The organism is Pseudomonas sp. BS-2016, from assembly GCF_001806145.1.
Classification (GTDB): Bacteria; Pseudomonadota; Gammaproteobacteria; order Pseudomonadales; family Pseudomonadaceae; genus Aquipseudomonas; species Aquipseudomonas lundensis.
The window spans coordinates 216,690-237,474 of the sequence record NZ_MLCT01000013.1 but is presented as its reverse complement, the minus strand read 5'-3'; the positions used below and the strand labels follow the sequence as shown (position 1 = coordinate 237,474).

Annotated in this window: 24 protein-coding genes and 1 pseudogene; 7 read left to right on the top strand and 18 right to left on the bottom strand. The window is 56.2% G+C overall.

Annotated features, from left to right (window positions below; all coding sequences use genetic code 11):
• Nucleotides 1–4: 4 nt before the first annotated feature.
• The gene (exbB, locus tag BKD70_RS03065; protein ID WP_047278738.1) at nucleotides 5–1,012 is read right to left on the bottom strand and encodes a tonB-system energizer ExbB; all 1,008 of its coding nucleotides are present in this window, start codon (nucleotides 1,010–1,012) and stop codon (nucleotides 5–7) included.
• Nucleotides 1,013–1,197: 185 nt separating this feature from the next.
• On the opposite strand from exbB, the gene BKD70_RS03060 reads away from it, so the two are divergent.
• Nucleotides 1,198–2,055 carry an NAD-dependent epimerase/dehydratase family protein gene (locus BKD70_RS03060; protein ID WP_047278741.1) on the top strand — a complete coding sequence of 286 codons (858 nt, stop codon included), beginning with the start codon at nucleotides 1,198–1,200 and terminating at the stop codon, nucleotides 2,053–2,055.
• Between the two features lie 44 nt (nucleotides 2,056–2,099).
• Here BKD70_RS03060 and BKD70_RS03055 read toward each other — a convergent pair whose 3' ends face one another.
• The 6 genes from BKD70_RS03055 to BKD70_RS03030 all read right to left on the bottom strand — a co-directional run bounded on the left by BKD70_RS03055 (nucleotide 2,100) and on the right by BKD70_RS03030 (nucleotide 7,424).
• Complete coding sequence (locus BKD70_RS03055; protein ID WP_047278743.1) at nucleotides 2,100–2,843, bottom strand: hypothetical protein; 744 nt, start codon at nucleotides 2,841–2,843, stop codon at nucleotides 2,100–2,102.
• Nucleotides 2,844–2,913: 70 nt separating this feature from the next.
• On the bottom strand, nucleotides 2,914–3,294 hold the full coding sequence (locus BKD70_RS03050; RefSeq protein WP_019828190.1) for a RidA family protein: 381 nt from the start codon (nucleotides 3,292–3,294) through the stop codon (nucleotides 2,914–2,916).
• A 34-nt stretch (nucleotides 3,295–3,328) separates the two neighbouring features.
• Entirely contained in the window at nucleotides 3,329–5,434 is a 2,106-nt protein-coding gene (gene spoT, locus BKD70_RS03045; protein ID WP_047278746.1) for a bifunctional GTP diphosphokinase/guanosine-3',5'-bis pyrophosphate 3'-pyrophosphohydrolase, read from the bottom strand.
• Nucleotides 5,435–5,494: 60 nt separating this feature from the next.
• Entirely contained in the window at nucleotides 5,495–5,758 is a 264-nt protein-coding gene (rpoZ, locus tag BKD70_RS03040) for a DNA-directed RNA polymerase subunit omega (protein ID WP_016782707.1), read from the bottom strand.
• 168 nt (nucleotides 5,759–5,926) lie between these two features.
• On the bottom strand, nucleotides 5,927–6,547 hold the full coding sequence (gene gmk / locus BKD70_RS03035; RefSeq protein ID WP_047278749.1) for a guanylate kinase: 621 nt from the start codon (nucleotides 6,545–6,547) through the stop codon (nucleotides 5,927–5,929).
• A 13-nt stretch (nucleotides 6,548–6,560) separates the two neighbouring features.
• Nucleotides 6,561–7,424 carry a YicC/YloC family endoribonuclease gene (locus BKD70_RS03030; protein WP_047278751.1) on the bottom strand — a complete coding sequence of 288 codons (864 nt, stop codon included), beginning with the start codon at nucleotides 7,422–7,424 and terminating at the stop codon, nucleotides 6,561–6,563.
• 284 nt (nucleotides 7,425–7,708) lie between these two features.
• On the opposite strand from BKD70_RS03030, the gene rph reads away from it, so the two are divergent.
• Nucleotides 7,709–8,431, top strand: a complete 723-nt coding sequence (gene rph, locus BKD70_RS03025; protein ID WP_047278753.1) for a ribonuclease PH — start codon at nucleotides 7,709–7,711, stop codon at nucleotides 8,429–8,431.
• Between the two features lie 31 nt (nucleotides 8,432–8,462).
• Entirely contained in the window at nucleotides 8,463–8,837 is a 375-nt protein-coding gene (locus BKD70_RS03020) for a DUF4870 domain-containing protein (RefSeq protein WP_047278755.1), read from the top strand.
• A 99-nt stretch (nucleotides 8,838–8,936) separates the two neighbouring features.
• Here the strand turns inward: BKD70_RS03020 and BKD70_RS03015 are convergent, their stop codons facing one another.
• Together BKD70_RS03015 and BKD70_RS03010 are read right to left on the bottom strand one after the other, a co-directional pair.
• On the bottom strand, nucleotides 8,937–9,140 hold the full coding sequence (locus BKD70_RS03015; RefSeq protein ID WP_047278757.1) for a hypothetical protein: 204 nt from the start codon (nucleotides 9,138–9,140) through the stop codon (nucleotides 8,937–8,939).
• Nucleotides 9,141–9,369: 229 nt separating this feature from the next.
• Nucleotides 9,370–10,149 (bottom strand): exodeoxyribonuclease III, encoded by a 780-nt coding sequence (locus BKD70_RS03010; protein WP_047278759.1) that lies wholly within the window; start codon nucleotides 10,147–10,149, stop codon nucleotides 9,370–9,372.
• Nucleotides 10,150–10,232: 83 nt separating this feature from the next.
• Here BKD70_RS03010 and pyrE point away from each other — a divergent pair, with 83 nt between their 5' ends.
• The gene (gene pyrE, locus BKD70_RS03005; protein WP_047278761.1) at nucleotides 10,233–10,874 is read left to right on the top strand and encodes an orotate phosphoribosyltransferase; all 642 of its coding nucleotides are present in this window, start codon (nucleotides 10,233–10,235) and stop codon (nucleotides 10,872–10,874) included.
• Nucleotides 10,875–10,938: 64 nt separating this feature from the next.
• On the opposite strand, the gene argB is transcribed toward pyrE, so the two are convergent.
• The 4 genes and pseudogenes from argB to coaBC all read right to left on the bottom strand — a co-directional run bounded on the left by argB (nucleotide 10,939) and on the right by coaBC (nucleotide 15,241).
• Nucleotides 10,939–11,844, bottom strand: coding sequence for an acetylglutamate kinase (gene argB / locus BKD70_RS03000; RefSeq protein ID WP_047278764.1), 906 nt, complete (start codon nucleotides 11,842–11,844; stop codon nucleotides 10,939–10,941).
• A gap of 25 nt (nucleotides 11,845–11,869) precedes the next feature.
• Nucleotides 11,870–13,255 (bottom strand): annotated as a pseudogene (locus tag BKD70_RS02995) (phosphomannomutase/phosphoglucomutase); the annotation flags it as partial.
• A gap of 316 nt (nucleotides 13,256–13,571) precedes the next feature.
• The gene (gene dut, locus BKD70_RS02985) at nucleotides 13,572–14,027 is read right to left on the bottom strand and encodes a dUTP diphosphatase (protein WP_047278770.1); all 456 of its coding nucleotides are present in this window, start codon (nucleotides 14,025–14,027) and stop codon (nucleotides 13,572–13,574) included.
• Between the two features lie 5 nt (nucleotides 14,028–14,032).
• Nucleotides 14,033–15,241 carry a bifunctional phosphopantothenoylcysteine decarboxylase/phosphopantothenate--cysteine ligase CoaBC gene (gene coaBC / locus BKD70_RS02980; protein WP_047278771.1) on the bottom strand — a complete coding sequence of 403 codons (1,209 nt, stop codon included), beginning with the start codon at nucleotides 15,239–15,241 and terminating at the stop codon, nucleotides 14,033–14,035.
• Between the two features lie 123 nt (nucleotides 15,242–15,364).
• Between coaBC and radC the strand changes: the two genes are divergently transcribed.
• On the top strand, nucleotides 15,365–16,039 hold the full coding sequence (gene radC, locus BKD70_RS02975; protein ID WP_047278772.1) for a DNA repair protein RadC: 675 nt from the start codon (nucleotides 15,365–15,367) through the stop codon (nucleotides 16,037–16,039).
• Between the two features lie 3 nt (nucleotides 16,040–16,042).
• Here the strand turns inward: radC and BKD70_RS02970 are convergent, their stop codons facing one another.
• On the bottom strand, nucleotides 16,043–17,629 hold the full coding sequence (locus tag BKD70_RS02970) for an ABC transporter substrate-binding protein (RefSeq protein WP_047278773.1): 1,587 nt from the start codon (nucleotides 17,627–17,629) through the stop codon (nucleotides 16,043–16,045).
• A 563-nt stretch (nucleotides 17,630–18,192) separates the two neighbouring features.
• Between BKD70_RS02970 and rpmB the strand changes: the two genes are divergently transcribed.
• Nucleotides 18,193–18,426: a 50S ribosomal protein L28 gene (gene rpmB / locus BKD70_RS02965; protein ID WP_018927492.1), complete on the top strand. Its 234-nt coding sequence runs from the start codon at nucleotides 18,193–18,195 to the stop codon at nucleotides 18,424–18,426.
• Between the two features lie 11 nt (nucleotides 18,427–18,437).
• Nucleotides 18,438–18,593: a 50S ribosomal protein L33 gene (gene rpmG / locus BKD70_RS02960; protein WP_003437824.1), complete on the top strand. Its 156-nt coding sequence runs from the start codon at nucleotides 18,438–18,440 to the stop codon at nucleotides 18,591–18,593.
• Nucleotides 18,594–18,716: 123 nt separating this feature from the next.
• On the opposite strand, the gene BKD70_RS02955 is transcribed toward rpmG, so the two are convergent.
• The 4 genes from BKD70_RS02955 to BKD70_RS02940 form a co-directional block, all read right to left on the bottom strand.
• On the bottom strand, nucleotides 18,717–19,328 hold the full coding sequence (locus tag BKD70_RS02955) for a hypothetical protein (protein WP_047278774.1): 612 nt from the start codon (nucleotides 19,326–19,328) through the stop codon (nucleotides 18,717–18,719).
• A gap of 9 nt (nucleotides 19,329–19,337) precedes the next feature.
• Entirely contained in the window at nucleotides 19,338–19,637 is a 300-nt protein-coding gene (locus tag BKD70_RS02950; RefSeq protein WP_047278775.1) for an I78 family peptidase inhibitor, read from the bottom strand.
• A gap of 60 nt (nucleotides 19,638–19,697) precedes the next feature.
• On the bottom strand, nucleotides 19,698–19,994 hold the full coding sequence (locus BKD70_RS02945) for a hypothetical protein (RefSeq protein WP_047278776.1): 297 nt from the start codon (nucleotides 19,992–19,994) through the stop codon (nucleotides 19,698–19,700).
• 215 nt (nucleotides 19,995–20,209) lie between these two features.
• Nucleotides 20,210–20,572 (bottom strand): cupin domain-containing protein, encoded by a 363-nt coding sequence (locus tag BKD70_RS02940; protein ID WP_047278777.1) that lies wholly within the window; start codon nucleotides 20,570–20,572, stop codon nucleotides 20,210–20,212.
• Nucleotides 20,573–20,785: the final 213 nt, after the last annotated feature.

The window sequence follows — 20,785 nt, the reverse complement described above, 5'->3', positions numbered from 1 at the left end:
CCGATTACCCCACTTTCACCATGTGCGGTTGCGAGCTGCGCTCAGGCGGCAGGTGATCGAGGTCACGGCTGACCAGCAACAACACCTCGGCCGACGCGTCTGCCACTTGGGCCTTGTAGCCGGTGATCGAGCGGGCGAAGACGTTGTAAATCACGACCGCCGGGATCGCTGCAACCAGGCCCAAAGCCGTCGCCAGAAGGGCTTCGGCAATACCAGGCGCAACAACAGCCAGGTTGGTGGTTTGCGTTTTAGCGATGCCGATGAAGCTGTTCATGATGCCCCACACGGTCCCGAACAAACCAACAAACGGGGCAGTCGAACCGATGGTGGCCAATACACCTGTGCCGCTGCTCATGTTACGGCCGCATGCCGCAACCAGGCGCTCCAGGCGGAAGCTCACACGTTCCTTGATGCCTTCTTTTTCACGGCTGTTTGCCGACAAACGCATCTCTTCGAGAGCGTCTTGCACCAGCAGGTGAGCAAGGGTGCCTTCTTTGGCGGCCGACTCGCTGGCTTCCTTAAGGGTGCGGGCCTTTTTCAGGTTGGCGATTTCGGTCCGCAGGCGACGCTTGGCGCCCAGCACTTCAAACCCTTTGGCAATCCAGATGGTCCAGGTAATGATCGAAGCAATAGCCAGACCGATCATCACAATTTTGACGATGATGTCGGCATTTTTATACATGCCCCAAGGCGACAGGTCGTGGGCCATGCCCAGGCTGTTGCCTTCTTCAGCGACGATTTGTTGTGCGTCTTCAGCGGGCACCGCAACACCGTCAGCAGCATTGGCCGGCGTAGTAGCGTCAGGAGTGACAACAGGAAGCGTGGCAGGAGCTGCCGCATCCGCTGGAGCAGGCGCGACGGCAGCAGGCTGGGTGGCAGGCGTCGTTGGCTCATCGGCAAACGCCGCAGCAGGAGCAAGTAACAGGCTGAACATCAGCGCCGCCACTCCACGCCAAAGGCGTGTCGGGCTCAACGGCTGGGTTGGCGAAGCGGTGGAATGATTGCGTGTCATGCTAGCCGGACCTGAGAAAGTATTAGGGTTTTGCCCTACAACGCGTGTAAGACCAAGGACAAATGATGCGTTATTATTGCAAGTAATTCTTGTTAACAAAAGCAATAGCACCTGTTTTTTTCCAGTGTCACGACCAACGTCTGACCTTTTCGTGCCGCTTTGTAGCTTTTCTTTAGGAGTTTGAGATGACCAAAGGCGCTGTTTTGATCGTCGGCTGTGGCGATGTCGGAAGCCGACTTGCTGCCCAGCTGATGGATGCCGACTGGAAGGTGTACGGATTGCGACGCTCCGTTGATCGACTGCCCAAGGGGGTGATCGGCGTTCCTGCTGATCTGTTCAACGCGCAGTGCCCGGCCCAATGGCCCACTGAACAGATTGATTACGTCGTCTATAGCGTTGCCGCGACCGAGCATGACGAAGCGGGCTATCAAGCGGCGTATGTGCAAGCCCTCACCCACACTTTGAGCTGGCTGAAACAGCACAACCAGCACCCCAAGCACTTGTTGTTTGTCTCCAGCAGCGGTGTGTATGTGCAGCAAAACGGGGCCTGGGTCGATGAGACCTCCCCGGCCGAAGCCACCCGGTATTCAGGCCGCATCATGCTCGATGCCGAACAGCTCGCGTTGAACAGCGGCATCCCCGCCAGCGTTGTACGCCTGACCGGCATTTATGGACCGGGCCGGGAGTGGCTGCTGGGGCAAGTGCGCAAAGGCTATCGCGTAGAGCGTGATCCGCCGCTGTATGGCAATCGCATCCATGCGGACGATGCAGGCGGGTTACTGGCCTTTTTGTTGGAAGCGCACCGGCAGGGCAAAAAGCTGGACGATTGTTACATCGGTGTCGACAACGAGCCTGCACCGCTGGCAGATGTGGTCGACTGGCTGCGTGGGCAATTGGGCGTCACACAATGGAGCGACGAAGCTAGCGTGCGACGCGCAGGTAGCAAGCGATGCAGCAACGCGCGGGCCAGGGCATTGGGCTGGGAACCGCGCTACCCGAGCTACCGTGAAGGTTATGCGGCAATTCTGGCAGGGCAGGCTTAATCATAGGCAAGGGCGGGAGCTGTTAATCTGGCTCCCGCGTACGCTTAACTCTGTTTTTCAAGCACCCATTCACGCTTGCCCGGATACAACTGAGGCATTTCGTCAGGTTGCGATGCATCCAGCGCTTCAAAGATTTCGAGCTGCTTACCTTTACGCACGAAAATGTGAGCGGCGCCCGCATCACCCTGCTGCAGCCACAGGCTGTCGTACTCACCGCTCATCGACGCACAATCGCCCGCCAGACACAGCGCGTAGGCATTCATGCCCGGCAACCCCGTGAGCTGGCCACCCGGTGTAAACGTCACCGTACCACCTTGCCCAGCGCCGCTCTGAATGCGCCACGGGCCACCCAGGTAAGCTGCTTTGAGCGCTTTTTCGAAGCTGGTTCCAAGCGGGTCATCGGCCATCACATTGACGCGTGATCGTACGAAAGATTGCTGAGGGTCGGCGTCAGCCGCAGCCTGGATGAGCTCATCGCCCTCCACACTCAAGGCCGTTGCCGTGCTGCCATAAAAATTAACCTGCCACACACCCTTGTCTTCGGGCTGCAATTTGCCTTCGACACGTTCGAAACCATTGGTGTAGCGGGCTTGAGCACGCTGGGTATCAATGTCCCACTCAAGGTTGGGACCGTAAGTCAGCAACGCTTCACGCAGGTTGCCACCTTGGGCAGCTGCATCAATCGCAGCCTGGTTGATCCAGATACCACTGACATCGCGGTGGGCGGGTTCGTTGGCACAGCCACCCAGAAAAACGGTGAGCAGTGACAAGGCTAACGCTTTGCGCATGGTGGAATCCTTTTAAAACGGGGAAAAGCGGGGGAGTTGGCGCAGCATGAGGACGCTGCGCCGAGGGGCATTACTCGATAACCAGAATGGCATCCATCTCAACCTGCGAACCCTTTGGCAGGGCTGCAACACCAATGGCTGCACGAGCCGGGTAAGGTTGTTCGAAGTAAGTGCCCATGATCTCGTTGACCTTGGCGAAGTGGCTCAAGTCAGTCAGGAAGATGTTCAGCTTGACGATATCCTTGAACGAACCGCCTGCTGCTTCGGCCACCGACTTCAGGTTTTCAAACACCTGGATGGTCTGGGCTTCGAAGCCTTCAACCAGTTCCATGGTTTTTGGGTCCAGCGGGATTTGACCGGACATGTAGACGGTATTGCCAGCTTTGATCGCCTGGGAATAAGTACCGATGGCCGCAGGTGCCTTGTCGCTGGTGATAACAGTCTTGGTCATGATTGACTCCTTGTAATGGCCGCAGGTAGACGGCCTATGCACGCATCCGAGTGATGCGGATAACCCCGGTAAGGGCACGCAGTTTTTTGATCACGCGAGCCAGGTGCACGCGATCGTGCACGCTGACCACCAGTTGGACCACGCTGATTCGACCATCGCGTTCGTCCATGCTGATCTTTTCAATGTTGCCGTCGGCGGCGTTCACGCTACTGGCCAGCAGCGCGATCAAACCGCGCTGGTGCTCCAGCTCGACGCGCAATTCGACGTTGAATTCGCCCGTTACATCCTTGGCCCATGCCAACTGGATGCACTTCTCGGGGTTGTGGCGGATTTCGCTGATATTGCGGCAGTTGTCCAAGTGCACAACCATGCCTTTGCCCGCGGACAAATGACCCACGATCGGGTCGCCCGGAATAGGCGTACAGCACTTGGCGTAGCTGAGCACCAACCCCTCGGTGCCACGGATGGCCAGCGGCCCTTCCGGGCTTGGCAACTGCTCACCTTCGCCCATCAGGCGGCGGGCGACGACGTAAGCCATGCGATTGCCCAGACCGATGTCTTCGAGCAAGTCTTCGATCTGTTCCAGGCGATATTCGTTGAGCATCGCCTGCACACGCTCGGCCGGGATCTTGTCCAGCGAGCTGTTAAAACCGTTGAGCACCTTATTGAGCAGCCGCTCGCCGAGGTTCACCGACTCGGAACGACGCTGCAACTTGAGGGCGTGACGGATGTGGGTACGGGCTTTGCCTGTCACCACAAAATTAAGCCACGCCGGATTCGGGCGGGCGCCGGGGGCACTGACAATCTCGACCGTGGAGCCGCTTTGCAGCGGTTCGGACAGCGGCGCAAGACGACGGTTGATCCGACAGGCAATGCAACTGTTGCCCACGTCAGTGTGTACCGCGTACGCAAAGTCGACCGCCGTGGAGCCTTTTGGCAGCTCCATGATCCGGCCTTTGGGCGTGAATACGTAAACCTCGTCCGGGAACAGGTCGATTTTCACGCTTTCAATGAATTCGAGGGAGTTGCCTGCGCGCTGTTGCATTTCAAGCACGCCTTTGACCCATTGCCGTGCGCGGGCATGGGTGCCGGTGTGTTGCTCGTCGCCACTGGATTTGTACAACCAGTGGGCGGCAATACCGTTGTTGGCCATTTCTTCCATTTCACGGGTACGGATCTGAATCTCGATCGGTACACCATGCATGCCGAACAGCGTGGTATGCAGCGACTGATAGCCGTTGGCTTTGGGTATGGCAATGTAATCTTTGAAGCGCCCCGGCAGGGGTTTGTACAAATTATGTACAGCACCCAGCACGCGATAACAGGTATCGACCTTATCAACGATGATGCGGAACGCGTAAACGTCCATGATCTCGTTGAACGCCCGACGCTTGCCGCGCATCTTCTTGTAGATGCCGTAGATGTGTTTCTGGCGACCACTGACTTCGCCCTGAATGCCATCAACGGCCAGACAGTGGCTCAGCGACTCTTCGATCTTGTTGACGATTTCCTTGCGATTGCCCCGGGCACGTTTGACGGCCTGATAGATGCGCGCCGAACGCATCGGGTACATCGCCTTGAAACCGAGGTCTTCGAATTCGATACGAATGTTGTGCATGCCCAGCCGGTTGGCAATGGGTGCGTAGATTTCCAGGGTTTCCTTGGCAATCCGCCGGCGTTTCTCGCCGGACAACACTTCGAGGGTACGCATGTTGTGCAGACGGTCAGCCAGTTTGACCAGAATCACGCGGATGTCCCGCGCCATGGCCATGGCCATTTTCTGGAAGTTTTCGGCTTGGGCTTCGGCTTTGGTTTCGAAGTTCATCTGGGTCAGCTTGCTGACACCATCAACCAGTTCTGCCACGGTTTCACCGAACTGCGCGACGAGCGCCTCTTTGGCAATACCGGTGTCTTCGATGACGTCATGCAGCATCGCCGCCATCAGGCTTTGATGATCCATGTGCATGTCGGCAAGGATATTCGCGACTGCCAGCGGATGCGTGACATAAGGTTCGCCGCTACGGCGGCGTTGGCCGTCGTGGGCTTGTTCTGCGTAGTAGTACGCTCGGCGGACCAGATTGACCTGGTCCGGGCCGAGGTACGCCGACAAGCGATCGGCGAGGGCGTCTATGCTCGGCAAGAGTAAGCCTCCTGCCAAAACTGTGTACCCTTCGCCGTGCTACGTCGACCGGGCATAGGCTTAGTTCGCCTCGTTGGACTCGTCCTCGAACGCTGCAAACAGCGGTTCGTCTTCGACGATTTCAGCGTTGGCGATAAACTCGTAGCTCATCAGGCCTTCAGCGATTTCACGCAGGGCTACAACAGTAGGCTTGTCGTTTTCCCACTGAACCAGCGGCTCTTTACCACCGGTGGCCAGTTGGCGGGCACGCTTGGTAGACAGCATGACCAGCTCAAAGCGGTTATCCACGTGTTCTAGACAGTCTTCAACGGTTACGCGGGCCATGGTCTTCCTCGTAGCAAATGCAATATGCGCGCTGCCCGGATGGGCGAGCGGACTGAACAGTTTAAAAAATCACCAGCCATTAGGGAAGCGCTGATTTTTCGAGCGCTCTCCCAAAACCGTCTGTAAGCGCCAATGTAAAGGCCTTACAGGTGTTTTGGGAAGAGCCCTTTAGCCGAGCAGTTCGGCCAGTAATTTGCCATAACGCTGCTGCTGACGCTTCTGCTGGAGGCGATTGGCACGGAAAATAGCCTTCAAATCCTCCAGCGCCAGCGCAAAGTCATCATTGATGATGAGGTAGTCATAGTCGACGTAGTGACTCATTTCACTCACCGCTTCGCGCATGCGACCGTCAATGATTTCATCGCTGTCCTGCCCGCGATTGTCCAGACGCTCACGCAATGCTTGCTGGCTGGGCGGCAGGATAAAGATCGAACGCGCCTGAGGCATCAACTTGCGCACTTGTTCGGCACCCTGCCAGTCGATTTCCAGAATCAGGTCGTGACCTTCATCCAGCGTCTGCTGCAAATGGCTTTGGGACGTGCCATAGAGGTTGCCGAACACTTCTGCGCGCTCAAGAAAGTCGCCGTGCTCGATCATTTTCACGAATTCTTCGCGCTCGACGAAGTGGTAGTTCACGCCGTCGACTTCACCCGGACGCATCGCCCGCGTGGTGTGCGAAACCGAGACGCGGATTTGCGGCTCAAGGTCGATCAACGCCTTCACCAAGCTGGTTTTTCCTGCGCCCGAAGGTGCAGAAACGATGTAAAGGGTGCCAGTGCTGTGGGTCATGTCAGGGGAAGCCTTACTCAATATTCTGTACTTGTTCACGCATCTGCTCGATCAACACTTTGAGGTTGACCGCTGCTTGCGTGCTGCGGGGATCAAAAGCCTTGGAGCCCAGTGTATTGGCTTCACGGTTAAGCTCTTGCATCAGAAAATCCAGGCGCCGGCCCGCGGCACCACCGGACTTGAGCACACGCCGCACCTCAAGGAGGTGGGTACTCAAACGGTCAAGCTCTTCGGCCACGTCACTTTTTTGCGCCAGCATGACCATTTCCTGCTCAAGGCGCTGAGGGTCCATCTCAGCCTTCATGTCAGCAAAACGGTCGAGCACTTTTTGACGCTGGGTTGCCAGCATCTGCGGCACGAGCTCACGCAGGGTTTCAACATCGCTTTCGATGGCGGTCAGACGATCGCTGATCAGCCGTGCCAGCTCGGCGCCTTCGCGCTCACGACCCAGCTTGAGCTCTTGCAGACCTTGCTTGAACAAAGCCAGTGCCTGCAAATTCAGTGCTTGCGGATCGGTCGCATCGGCCACCAGGACGCCAGGCCAGGCCAGGACCTCCAAAGGGTTCAGCGCAGCGGGTTGTTTAATCAGGCTGGCGATGGTCTCTGCCGCCGCAACCAGTTGCGCGGCGCGCTCACGATCAACCTGCAACGGCTTGCCCGTGGTTTCTTCAGTGAAACGCAACGTGCATTCCAGTTTGCCCCGCGAAATGCCCTGACGCAGCGCTTCGCGCACCGCGCCTTCCAGATCCCGAAAAGACTCGGGCAGACGCAGATGCGGCTCCAGGTAGCGGCTGTTGACCGAACGCAGCTCCCAACTAAGGGTGCCTTGAGTGCCAGCGCTTTCGACGCGGGCAAAGGCGGTCATGCTATGCACCATGGAGGTACCTCGCGGTCTGATGAATGAAGCCAAGTGGCCATTAAGGCGGCGGATTGTAGCGCAGTGCGGGGGATGCCCCCAAATGACGTCTGTCGCAAAACTCACGTCGTCATCACCCGCCGGTCATTGAAACGCTGCACGTTGTGCTGATTCGTCTTCAATTGCTGTAACTGAAAGCCTAAACGGTTGCCTCCTACACACCGCGGGGAGGTTTTAGATGTGACCCTGCCGGTCTATGGCCTTTATAATGCTCGCCAGTTTTCCGTCCCGTACAGGTATCCCACATGAAACGTCCAAGTGGTCGCGTTGCCGATCAGCTCCGTCCGATCCGCATCACCCGCAACTACACCAAACACGCAGAGGGTTCTGTACTGGTCGAGTTCGGTGACACTAAAGTCATTTGCACCGTCAGCGTCGAGAACGGCGTTCCACGCTTTCTCAAAGGTCAGGGTCAGGGCTGGTTGACCGCAGAGTACGGCATGCTGCCACGCGCCACGGGCGACCGTAACCAGCGTGAAGCCAGCCGTGGCAAACAAGGTGGCCGCACCCTGGAAATCCAGCGCTTGATCGGTCGCTCCCTGCGCGCAGCACTGGACATGTCCAAACTGGGCGATATCACTCTTTATGTCGACTGCGATGTGATTCAGGCAGACGGCGGCACCCGTACCGCTTCGATTACTGGCGCCATGGTTGCCCTGGTCGACGCGCTGAAAGTGATCAAAAAACGTGGCGGCCTGAAGAGCGGCGACCCGATCAAGCAAATGATCGCCGCGGTATCGGTTGGCATGTATCAGGGCGAGCCCGTGCTTGACCTCGACTACCCTGAAGACTCGGCTGCCGAAACCGACCTCAATGTCGTGATGACCAGCACCGGTGGCTTCATCGAAGTGCAGGGCACCGCCGAAGGCGCGCCGTTCCAGCCAGACGAGCTGAACGCCATGCTGGCACTGGCTCAAAAAGGCATGACTGACATTTTTGCACTGCAACACGCCGCACTGGCAGACTGATAACCCTTTCGTTAACCCTTCGGAGAACGCCATGAGTGAGCTGGACCTGTCAAAAACCGAGCCGGGCCCGAGCCGCGAAGCTCGGCAGTGGGCCATGTTTTGTCACTTCTCGGCGTTCCTCGGAATGTGGTTTCCGTTTGGCAGCCTGATCGGCCCACTGATCCTGTGGCAGATGAAGCGCGAAAGCGATCCGTTCATCGACGATCAAGGCAAAGAGGCGCTGAATTTTCAGATCACGGTAGCGATTGCTTCGGCCATTTGTTACGTCCTGATGTTTATCCTGATCGGTTTCGCGTTGCTTGGACTGGTGTTGATTGGGGCGGTGGTGCTGGTGGTGATCGCCGGAGTCAAAGCCAATGATGGCGTGGCTTACCGTTATCCCTTCACGTGGCGGCCGATCAAGTAAATGTGCCAGCACATTCAGCAGAATTGACCTCGCTCCCATTAAAAAACCCGCACCGAAAGGTGCGGGTTTTTTAATGCTTGTTTGGCCGTGTATCAGCTATCAACCGAACTGAAAGGACACAATGCAATTGTTGTCATCAGCTTTAATGTTGATTCGGTCAGTGTCGAACTCTTTGGTAGACACTTCGTTGACGCCGACGACACGGGTGCGGCCCGTCAGTTCGCTGATATAGGCTTTGACGCTAGGTACGTAACGGGTGCCAATCAAATGGCTGATGAGCTGGGAAACTTGTTCATTGTTCATTTTTTTAATCCCTTAAATGTATGAAATGTCCTACTGGACCACGCCATTTTCTAGGGTTTGCCAGCTCACTCCGCGGTATATATTTATCGTTTTTTCCGCAAGGCGCCCTCGAAACGTATCTCCATGTAATCCCTGACAGGTCAGGCCATCAGTCGACCCGCTCTCGTATTTTTGACAAAAAAAACCCGTTTCTCTCGAAACGGGCATTCTTCTGACGGCGACTGAATACTTAGATAGTCAGCGTCCAGTCGTAGTCCACGATCAAGGGCGCGTGCTGCGAGAACCGTGGCTGACGCGGCATCCGAGCGCTACGGACAAAACGGCGCAGGCCGGGTGTCAGCAACTGATAGTCGAAACGCCAGCCGAGGTTAAGCATCTCGGCCTGTTCGTTATCCGGCCACCAGCTGTACTGATCGCCTTCACGGCTGACTTCACGCAGGGCATCGACATAGCCCATGTTGCCGACAATCTCGTCCATCCAGGCACGTTCGGGCGCCAGAAAGCCGGGAGACTGCTGGCTGTCACGCCAGTTTTTAATGTCAAGTTTCTGCTGCGCCACATACAGCGAGCCGCAGTAGATGTACTCGCGACGCTTGCGACGCTGTTTATCCAGATAGCGTGCGAAATCGTCCATTAGCTTGAATTTTTGATTCAAGTCTTCATCGCCGTTCTGCCCCGAAGGAAGCAGCAAGGTCGCGATGCTGACCTTGTCGAAATCGGCTTGCAGGTAGCGCCCGTAGCGATCGGCGGTTTCGAAGCCGAGCCCAGTAATGACCGCTTTCGGCTGCAACCGCGAGTACAAAGCCACACCACCTTGGGCAGGGACTTCAGCTTCGCAGGCATAAAGAAAGTAGCCATCCAGCTGATAGGCCGGATCGTCCAATTCAAAGGCGGAGGCGCGGGTGTCCTGCAGGCAAATAACGTCGGCATTCTGAGCTTGCAGCCAACTGAGCAAACCGCGCTCGACTGCCGTCTGAATACCATTAACGTTCACACTGATGATCCGCATAAATGGCCCCAAAAATCACGTGCGTGTATGATACACGCCGTCTTACTATTTAGCTAAATCCGCGGTATTCAGGGGCTTTTTTCATGCAAGCGTATCAGCGCGATTTCATCCGTTTTGCCATCGATCGCGGCGTTTTGCGCTTCGGCGAGTTCACCCTGAAGTCCGGGCGCACCAGCCCATACTTCTTCAATGCCGGCCTGTTCAATACGGGCTCTGCGCTGGCACAGCTGGGACGCTTCTATGCCGCCGCCATCGTAGACAGCGGCATCCCTTTCGACGTGCTGTTTGGCCCGGCCTACAAGGGTATTCCTTTGGCAGCGACCACCGCCGTGGCGCTGGCCGAGCATCATGACCGTGATGTGCCATGGTGCTTCAACCGCAAAGAAGCCAAGGCCCATGGCGAAGGCGGCAGTCTGGTCGGCTCCCCACTGGAAGGCAATGTACTGATCATCGACGACGTGATCACCGCTGGCACTGCCATCCGTGAAGTGATGCAAATCATTGGTGCTCAAGACGCCCGGGCTGCCGGTGTATTGATCGCGCTTAACCGGCAGGAACGCGGCAATGGCGAGTTGTCAGCCATTCAAGAGGTCGAGCGCGACTTCGGCATTCCTGTCGTCAGCATTGTTTCTCTCACCCAGGTTTTGCAGTTCCTGGCGGATGATGAAGCGCTCAAACAGCATTTACCGGCCGTTGAAGCCTATCGGGCGCAGTACGGGATCTAACCCGCCGCCCATAAAAAAGGCCTCGCCCGAGATCGTCGGGCGAGGCCTTTTCATTTGGTGCGGCTTACACCGTTTTGCTGTTGGTAATCAGCGTGCCGACACCCGTGTCGGTGAAGATTTCCAGCAAGACCGCATTCGGCACACGACCATCCACGATGTGCGCCGTGGTCACCCCGCCTTGCACCGCTTCCAGTGCGCAGCGAATCTTCGGCAGCATGCCGCCGTAGATCGTACCGTCAGCGATCAGGTCATCCACCTGAGAGGTGGTCAACCCGGTCAGGACGTTGCCCTGCTTGTCCATCAACCCCGCGATATTGGTCAGCAACATCAGCTTTTCAGCCTTCAACGCTTCGGCCACTTTGCCGGCAACCAAATCCGCATTGATGTTGTAAGACTCGCCATTGGCACCCACGCCAATCGGCGCGATAACCGGGATGAAATCACCATTGGTCAGCATGTGCAGCAAGTCGGTATTGATCCCGACCACTTCACCCACGTGACCAATGTCAATGATTTCCGGCGACGTCATTTCCGGTGTCTGACGGGTAACTGTCAGCTTTTTCGCGCGAATCAGCTCCGCGTCCTTACCGGTCAAACCAATGGCGCTGCCGCCGTGGCGGTTGATCAGGTTCACGATGTCCTTGTTGACCTGCCCACCCAGCACCATTTCAACCACATCCATGGTTTGCGCATCAGTGACACGCATGCCATCGATGAAGTGGCTCTCGATGGAGAGCCGCTTGAGCAGATCCCCGATTTGCGGGCCGCCACCGTGAACGACGACCGGGTTGATCCCGACCGCCTTCATCAACACGATGTCACGGGCGAAACCGGTTTTCAGGTCATCGTTCTCCATTGCGTTGCCGCCGTATTTGATCACCAGCGTCTTGCCGACATAGCGGCGAATGTAGGGCAGCGCTTCGGACAAAACCTTGGCGACGTTGGAGGCGGCATCACGTTCGAGGGTCATTCAGGGCTCCGGTAGGACAAGTCGATCAAAACGGTAGTTGGAGATCAGGTGCCACACGCTTGAGTTGGGCGTGGAAAACATCCTTGATACGTTGCAGTTCGGCCTCGGTATCCGCCTCAAATCGCAGCACCAGCACCGGCGTGGTGTTGGATGCGCGAACCAGGCCCCAGCCATGCGGGTAATCGACCCGCACACCATCAATGGTGGTCAGCTCGGCGGCCTCACCCCATTGGGCATCGTGCAGGGCGCTAATGATGCTGAATTTGCTCTCATCCGTCACATCGATATTGATCTCAGGCGTAGAAATATCGTTCGGGAATGCCGCAAATACCTCTTCAGCGCTTTCTTGGCGGTGACTGAGGATTTCCAACAGGCGCGCAGCACTGTAAATGCCGTCATCAAAACCGTACCAGCGCTCTTTGAAAAAGATGTGGCCGCTCATTTCGCCCGCGAGCAATGCACCCGTCTCTTTCATTTTCTTTTTGATCAACGAATGACCGGTCTTCCACATCAAGGGGCGACCGCCATATTCCTTGATCAGAGGAATCAGGCGGCGCGTGCATTTGACGTCAAAAATGATCTCTGCGGCCGGGTTACGTACCAGCACATCCTGAGCAAACAGCATCAACAGGCGATCTGGAAAGACCATGGTTCCGGTATTGGTTACGACGCCGACACGGTCGCCATCACCATCAAAGGCCAGGCCCAGATCAGCGCCGACTTCCTTGACCTTCGCGATCAGATCCACAAGGTTTTCCGGCTTGCCCGGGTCCGGGTGATGGTTCGGGAAATGCCCGTCCACCTCGCAGAACAACGGGATGACTTCGCAATTGAGGGCTTCGATCAATTGGGGGGCAATCACGCCTGCCGCGCCGTTACCGCAATCAACGACCACTTTCAGACGCTTTTGAAGCTTGATGTCACGGGTAATTTGCGTCGCGTACTGCTCCAGAATCTCGACTTTCGCGATGCTGCCTTCGCCCCACGTCAGATCGTTGGTCTTGAGGCGCGTATGCAATGCCTGGATTTGCTCATTGGCCAACGTATCGCCCGCAATCACGATTTTGAACCCGTTGTAGTTCGATGGGTTATGGCTACCCGTGAGCATCACACCGGACTTGCCAGCCAACACGTTGGCGGCGTAATACAACGCGGGTGTCGGCACCAGCCCCACATCGCTGACATGACAGCCACTGTCAGCCACACCTTGAATCAAACGCTCGACCAACTCTGGGCCAGAAAGACGGCCATCACGGCCGACCGACACATTGGGCTCACCTTTGGCAAGGCTTTCAGCGCCAATTGCGCGACCTATCCAGTAGGCCGTTTCAGCGGTCAACGTCTCCGGAACTACGCCACGTATGTCGTAAGCACGAAAAATGCTGTCAGGGAATGCAGGGGCGACCGAAGTTGGGCTGCTCATTACAAGGGGTACTCCACTTTCAGGGAATTTGGGGCATGCGCTGAAATGCTCAGGCACACAAATGCCGACCCGGTGGCCGGACGTGTCGACGTCAGCGCACCGTCAGCGATCGAACGCAAACTGCAGGGTTGGACGGCGTTTTTACGGGAGAGTTCGTGAGGCCAATTGGCATCATTGCCCTTGTGGCAAAGGGCCGCCATCCGCTCAGGTAATGAATACGGGAACACTACGGGCGCGAACTTCATCCTGAATTACCACGCGATCAATTAAGGCCGGGCAGGGCGCCCGGCCCGATGCAGCATAGTCAGAGGCTGCCGGAATGGCCAAAACCGCCTGCGCCACGCTGACTTTCGTCAAAGGTCTCAACCAGCTCGAAATGCGCTTGCACCACAGGCACCAGCACTAGTTGAGCGATGCGCTCACCGACTGCGATGTTGAACGCGGTTTGACCACGGTTCCAGCACGACACCATCAACTCACCCTGATAGTCCGAGTCGATCAACCCCACCAGGTTGCCCAGCACAATACCGTGCTTATGGCCCAGGCCCGAACGCGGCAAAATCAGCGCGGCCAGGCCCGGATCGCCGATGTACACGGACAGACCGGTCGGGATCAGCAGGGTCTGCCCCGGCTCCAGCACGGTGTCTTCTTTGAGCATGGCGCGCAGGTCGAGACCGGCGGAGCCTGGAGTGGCGTACTGCGGCAACGGGAATTCGTTGCCAATGCGTGGATCGAGAATTTTGGCTTGTAAAGCGTGCATACGAGTTAAACCTGGTTCAGACGTTCGGCGATAAATGTGACCAGCTGACGGGCAATCTTGCCCTTGCTGGTCTGAGCAAACACGGTGGCATGCAGTTGGCGATCAATCACGCTGCACGCATTTTCCTCGCTGTTGAAGCCAATGCTGGGGTTAGCCACATCGTTGGCCACAATCAGGTCGAGGTTTTTGTCTTTGAGCTTGCGCGCGGCGTAGTCAAGCAAGTGCTCGGTTTCGGCAGCAAAACCGACACTGAAAGGACGATCCGGGCGCGAGGCGATGGTGGCGAGAATGTCCGGGTTACGGACCATTTGCAGCAAGAGACCGTCACCACTTGTAGGGTCTTTCTTGAGTTTTTGCGGCGCGATCACCTCCGGCCGGTAATCCGCAACCGCAGCCGAGGCAATAAAGATGTCGCAAGGCATCGCGGCCTCGCAAGCTGCCAGCATGTCTCGCGCACTGACCACATCGATTCGGTTGACCCGATCAGGCGTCGGCAAATGCACCGGGCCGGTAATCAAGGTGACGCGGGCACCGGCCTCCACAGCCGCTTCGGCCAGGGCAAAGCCCATTTTGCCGGAGCTGTGGTTCGTGATGTAACGCACAGGGTCGATGTTTTCCTGGGTCGGGCCGGCCGTAATCAACACGTGCTTGCCTGTCAGCACCTGACGCTGGAAGCATTCGGCGGCGCAGCTCACCAAATCATCAGCCTCAAGCATGCGACCAAAACCCACGTCTCCACAGGCCTGGCTGCCGGAAGCTGGCCCAAACACTTTTACCCCACGGGTTTGCAGCAGTTGAGTGTTGGCCTGGGTCGCCGGGTCACGCCACATGGCCTGGTTCATCGCGGGCGCAATGGCAACCGTAGCGTCTGTCGCGAGCACAAGGGTGGTCAGCAAGTCGTTGGCGATGCCTTGCGCCAGACGGGCAATCAGGTCAGCCGTCGCAGGCGCGATCAGCACCAGATCGGCCCATTTGGCCAGCTCGATGTGACCCATGGCAGCCTCGGCGGCCGGATCGAGCAGATCGAGATGAACCGGGTGGCCGGACAAGGCTTGCATGGTCAGCGGGGTGATGAACTCACTGCCACCCCGGGTCATCACTACCCGCACTTCAGCGCCCTGATCCAGCAGACGGCGAACCAGCTCTGCACTTTTGTAAGCAGCAATGCCGCCGCCGACGCCCAAAACAATGCGTTTTCGATACAGCCGCTGCATAGGCCTGCCTTTTTAGTTCAATGATGACTGCGCGGAAAATGGCCAAATGCCACGCAAAAATGATGGGCTAAGATAACACAGCGCCTGCTATGGAACAGCGGCGCCCACTGACATGGAGGTGTTATGAGCATTAGGGATTGGCCCGCAGCCGAGCGTCCGCGGGAGAAACTTTTAGAGCAAGGATCAGCCAGCCTTTCAGACGCCGAGTTACTCGCTATCTTTCTGCGCACGGGAGTCACCGGCAAAAGCGCAGTGGATCTGGCACGTCACTTATTGGCTGAATTCGGCAGCTTGCGAGCACTGCTGGAAGCCGACTTGGGCTCGTTCAGCCGACAACTTGGGCTAGGCCCTGCCAAGTTCAGCCAGTTGCAGGCGGTGCTGGAGATGGGACGTCGTCACTTGGCCGAACGCTTGCGTCGCGATTCCGCGCTGGAGAGCCCGCAAGCGGTGCGCGATTACCTGAAATCGTTGCTGCGTCATGAGCACCACGAGGTGTTCGGCTGCCTGTTTATGGATTCCAAACATCGCATGCTGGCGTTTGAAGTATTGTTCAGAGGCTCGATCGACAGCGCCAGCGTGTACCCGCGCCAAGTCGTAAAGCGCGCACTGGCGCATAACGCGGCCGCGGTGATTTTTTGTCACAACCATCCCTCCGGCGTTCCGGAACCCAGCGAAGCCGACAAAACGCTGACCCAGCGCCTGACAGAGGCGCTGGACCTGATCGAAGTGAGGGTGCTCGACCATTTCATTGTCGGCGACGGTGAGCCGCTGTCCATGGTCGAACATGGGTGGATGTGAGGGTTAAGGCTTGAGGCTGACCGACGAAAAATCCTGACGGCCAAATGGACTCACCTGATAACCCTGTACGTCTTTACGCGTCAGCGCGTAAGCCGTTGGGTGTGCCAGTGGCAGCCACAACGCTTGCTGTTGAATCTGTGCCTGAGCCTTCTGATACAGCGCACTGCGCTTGTCCTGATCGCTCAGGCGTTTGCCTTCACTGATCAAGCTGTCCAGCGTCTTGTCGCAATAACGCGCAAAGTTGGTCCCGGACTGCACGGCCGCACAGGAAAACTGCGGCGTCAGGAAGTTATCCGGATCGCCGTTGTCCCCCGCCCAGCCCATAAACAGCAAATCGTGCTCACCCGCCTTGGCGCGGCGTATCAACTCGCCCCATTCGATCACCCGAATATCGGCCTTGATCCCGACCTTCGCCAAATCCGCTTGCAACAGTTGCGCTCCCAGGCTCGGATTGGGGTTCAACACGCTGCCTGTCGGACGCGTCCAGATCGTTGTACTGAAGCCGTCCTTGAGCCCGGCCTTGGCCAATAATGCCTTGGCTTTTTGCGGGTCATGGGGATACTCCGGCAAATCCTTGGCGTAGCTCCAGGTGGTTGCGGGATAAACACCCTTGGCCGCTTGCCCGCTGCTTTCAAACACCGCTTTCAAGTAGGAGTTTCTGTCAAAAGCCAGATTGATCGCCTGCCGCACTTCGGGTTTGTCCAGCGGTGGATGCTGACTGTTGATCGCCACGAAAGCCGTCATGAATGCAGGCGTTTGCGCCACCTTCAACGTGGCCTCTTTGGCTGCGGCTTCAACATCCAGCGGTTTGGGCGAGAGCGCAATCTGACATTCATTGCGTCGCAGCTTTTGCAGCCTGACGTTGGCATCCGGAGTTATTGCGAAGATCAGCCCGTCCACCTTAGGCTTGCCGGCGAAGTAGTCAGGATTGGCCTTGTAGCGCACCACGGCATCCTTCTGAAAGCGCGAAAACACGAACGGCCCGGTGCCGATCGGCTGGCTGTTCATTTTTTCAGGCGTACCCGCCTTCAGTAATTTGTCGGCGTATTCGGCCGAATAGATCGAAGCAAAGCCCATGCTCAACGCTGGCAGGAAGGTTGAATCCGGATGGGTGAGGGTGAAGCGGACAGTCTGAGGGTCCGGGGTCTCGATGCTTTTAATCAGTGCAGGCAGTTGCAAAGACTGTGCGTGAGGAAAACCGCTTTGCGCCACTTTGTGCCAAGGGTTGGCAGGATCCAGCATGCGCTCAAAACTGAAGCGCACATCGTCGGCATTCAGCGCGCGCGTAGGGGTGAAGTAGGGCGTGGTGTGAAACTTGACGTCCGGACGCAATTTAAAGTCGTACACGAGGCCGTCAGCGGACACTGACCAGCTTTGCGCAAGGCTTGGCACTAACTTGCCGGCCTGTGCATCAAAATCCACCAGACGGTTCATCAGCACGTCAGCAGAAGCATTGGTGGTGCTGAGCGAGTTGTATTGCACGACATCGAACCCTTCAGGGCTGGCTTCGGTGCAGACGCTCAACGTGGCGGCGTGCGCCAACGGTGCCAAACAAAAAGAGAACAATAAAGGGGCGGCAGCGAGGCGCATGGTTGGTTTCCTTGGCAAGTCGTTGGCCCATCTGCAGGCGCAGTCTGGAAAAGGCCTACCCTAGGGTCTGTTCGCGTTTCATTGCAAGCGGCCATGAAACGGAAACAGACCCTCCTGATCTATAGCGCAAGTGACTCCTGTAAAGCGCAACTCGTTCCCGAGTGAAGCCTCAGAAGGCTGGGAAAATTGGCCGGACACCGGTTTTTTGTATTCACGATCGCAGTCGCGTCACGGCTCGACCTGCGCCTTGAACGTAAACACGCCCCCCGTTGCACCTGAAACCTTTAACCCAGCGACGAGCGGTAAGGGCCCACAGGGCATAGGCTTTAGCGCGGATTGTCGCTAGAATGCCGCCTTTATCAATCAATGCAAATCACACTGCATGTTGTTGCTCAATAGTCTTTCTGGTATAAAGCAGCGCTCTTTTCTAGGGGCCCGGTTCCTTCGTTTGTAGGCGTAACCGGTAAGACCCTTAAAGAAACGCGGCGCCTAGCGCCAAATGACTGAGAGATTAAGCGGCCAACCCATGCCGGGTTGGGCATGTGGTTTTAGAGGGCTGAGGCATGTCGAGAGTCTGTCAAGTTACCGGTAAGGGTCCGGTGACTGGGAATAACATTTCCCACGCAAATAACAAAACCCGTCGTCGTTTCCTGCCGAACCTGCAGCATCACCGCTTTTGGGTCGAGTCCGAGAAGCGTTTTGTGCGTCTGCGCGTATCTGCCAAAGGCATGCGTATCATCGACAAGCGCGGCATTGATGTCGTACTTGCTGAAATCCGCCGCGATGGCAAGATCTAAGGGAGCTAATCATGCGTGAATTGATCCGTTTGGTGTCGAGCGCTGGTACAGGCCATTTCTACACCACTGATAAGAACAAGCGCACCACTCCGGACAAAATCGAAATCAAAAAATTCGATCCGCGGGTTCGCAAGCACGTGATCTACAAAGAAGCCAAAATCAAGTAATTGATTTTTCTTCTTTACAAAGAAGGCCCGTATCTCACGATACGGGCCTTTTTTGTGGCTCATGCCAAAGCAAACCTCAGCATGAGTGGTGACAGGTAGCGTCAGCCCTTGAGGTTGAAAACCTCAACCTGAAAACGGTAACCCCTGCCCCACCTCAAGCACTTTGAGGGTAAACGAACCCGCTTCTCCCGCCCCGCTTTCACTCAGCAAAGGGTAACCCTCATCGTCCACTACTTTAACCTGACGCCCGTAAGGGCTGGTCAACTGCACATGCTCAACAACTTGCCCCATGTTTAAAGCCTCAGTACCGAGGTTATCAAGTTGGAACAACAATTTGTTTAAATACTCCCCGCCGTCAATATAGTCGGGATGAACGTCATACAAACCTAAAAACCCGTTTTTACTGATATCAACATGATGCCCATTAAAACGGTGATTTCTGGCATCAGGCTGTTCAAGGTGGCGAGTAAAGGCGGCGATACGATACAAGTGCCGACCATCCTCAAATACATAACAACCAAACCAAAAACTTAACTGCACCAAGTAACGATCCCAGACCATTCCATTACTTAAGCGCTTTGTATAGTTATCTTTGCCAGCAAACAACCAACCGTCGTTATTTTTAAACACGGTCTGATTATTCATGGTGGCAGCAACTTTATGCAGTACCTGGTCTTTACCCTTCCAGTAAACATCTGCACAAAAGCAATTTTCCGCCTTCAGTGTGCTTTTCATACGTCACCCTTAACCGCACCGATAACCTTGAATAATGTTGTTTTTGTTGACGATGACGCGTAGCCGATCTGCGTTGTACTCCTTCGTGTAGCCCTCGCCGGGCCTCTCAACCCGAACGACCGTCGCGCCGGAGCGCTGACGCATGCTTTCTACAAACTCCGGAGTTGCAGCGTGCAGGATATAGGTCAGGGCGAAGTCCAGGCTGCATTTTCCCGGCTCCCTTTCTGAAGCCGATACCTGGACGCTTCCTGCACCCAAAACGACCAAGCACGCAATGGCTGCTTTTTTCATATTGAATAACGTGTTCATTTCACTTCCTTGTAAAATTCAACAAAAATATTAATCCTGATAAACGTTGACTCACACCCATTACCCGCAGCGGTAATAACTCACTTTATTATCCGCACCCACGCCGATTCTCAGACGATTCTCATTGAACTCCGTTGTATAGGCGACGCCCTTGCGCTCGACGCGAATGTCTTTCGCTTCATAGACCTTGCGCAACATTTCGAAGTTTTCCGGCGTGGCATCAAGGGGCACGACAGAATTGTAGGCAATATCAGTCCTGCACTTGCCACCCTCCGCAGCCATGGCCGGCGCAGACATAAAGACCGCGGTAATAATGGCCGCTAAAGCCGTGTTTTTCGTTACCGTTAACGCGTTCATAGTAGTTCCTTATTGAGATAAGTTAGGGGGCGAATTCAGCCCACGTGCCGGTTTATATAATCAACCGCTGCACACTTAAAAGTCTGGATGTATTTTCCAATAGGGCGGGCGTCGAGCTGTAACTGAATTCGTCCTGCCTCCCCATTCAATCGAACACAAAAAAGCCCTGCCATTATCGATGGCAAGGCTTTGGGCAACGCTCTAACTCGTCACTCTCAGCGTTTTTGCTCAAACACGACGTAAATTTTCCGACACGCCTCAAGCACTTCCCACGTGCCCTCAAACCCCGCCGGTATGACAAACCGGTCGCCTGCTCTCAGGGTTTTGGCATTACCTTCCCCGTCACGTAAAACTGAAACGCCCTGCAAGATTTCACAATATTCGTGTTCGGTGTATTTAACCGTCCACTGACCCACCGCCCCTTCCCACACACCCGCGTTCATTTGCCCGCAGGGGCTGTCGTAATGGTTGTGGATAACTTGCTCCGGGTCACCTTTGAGCACCTTCTCCGGTGCCGGGCGAAAGCGTTCAGCCTCGGTATTGGCGGTGTTGAAATCGACGATCGTTTCGATGCTCATGGTGCTTGTCCCCCCGAAATTGCGGTGTGTGTGGCCAGAAAGGCCAAAGTCTATGTTTATTAAAACGAACAAGCCACGCCCTTTACGACACGCGTGTCAAATATATTGAAAGTCTCACAGCCACTGGTTTAGGGTGGCGCATGTCTTGTGCCGATCACATGAGTGAATTGGACAGCATGCCTGAGGTGCCGCGTGAAAACCGTGGTGCATGTA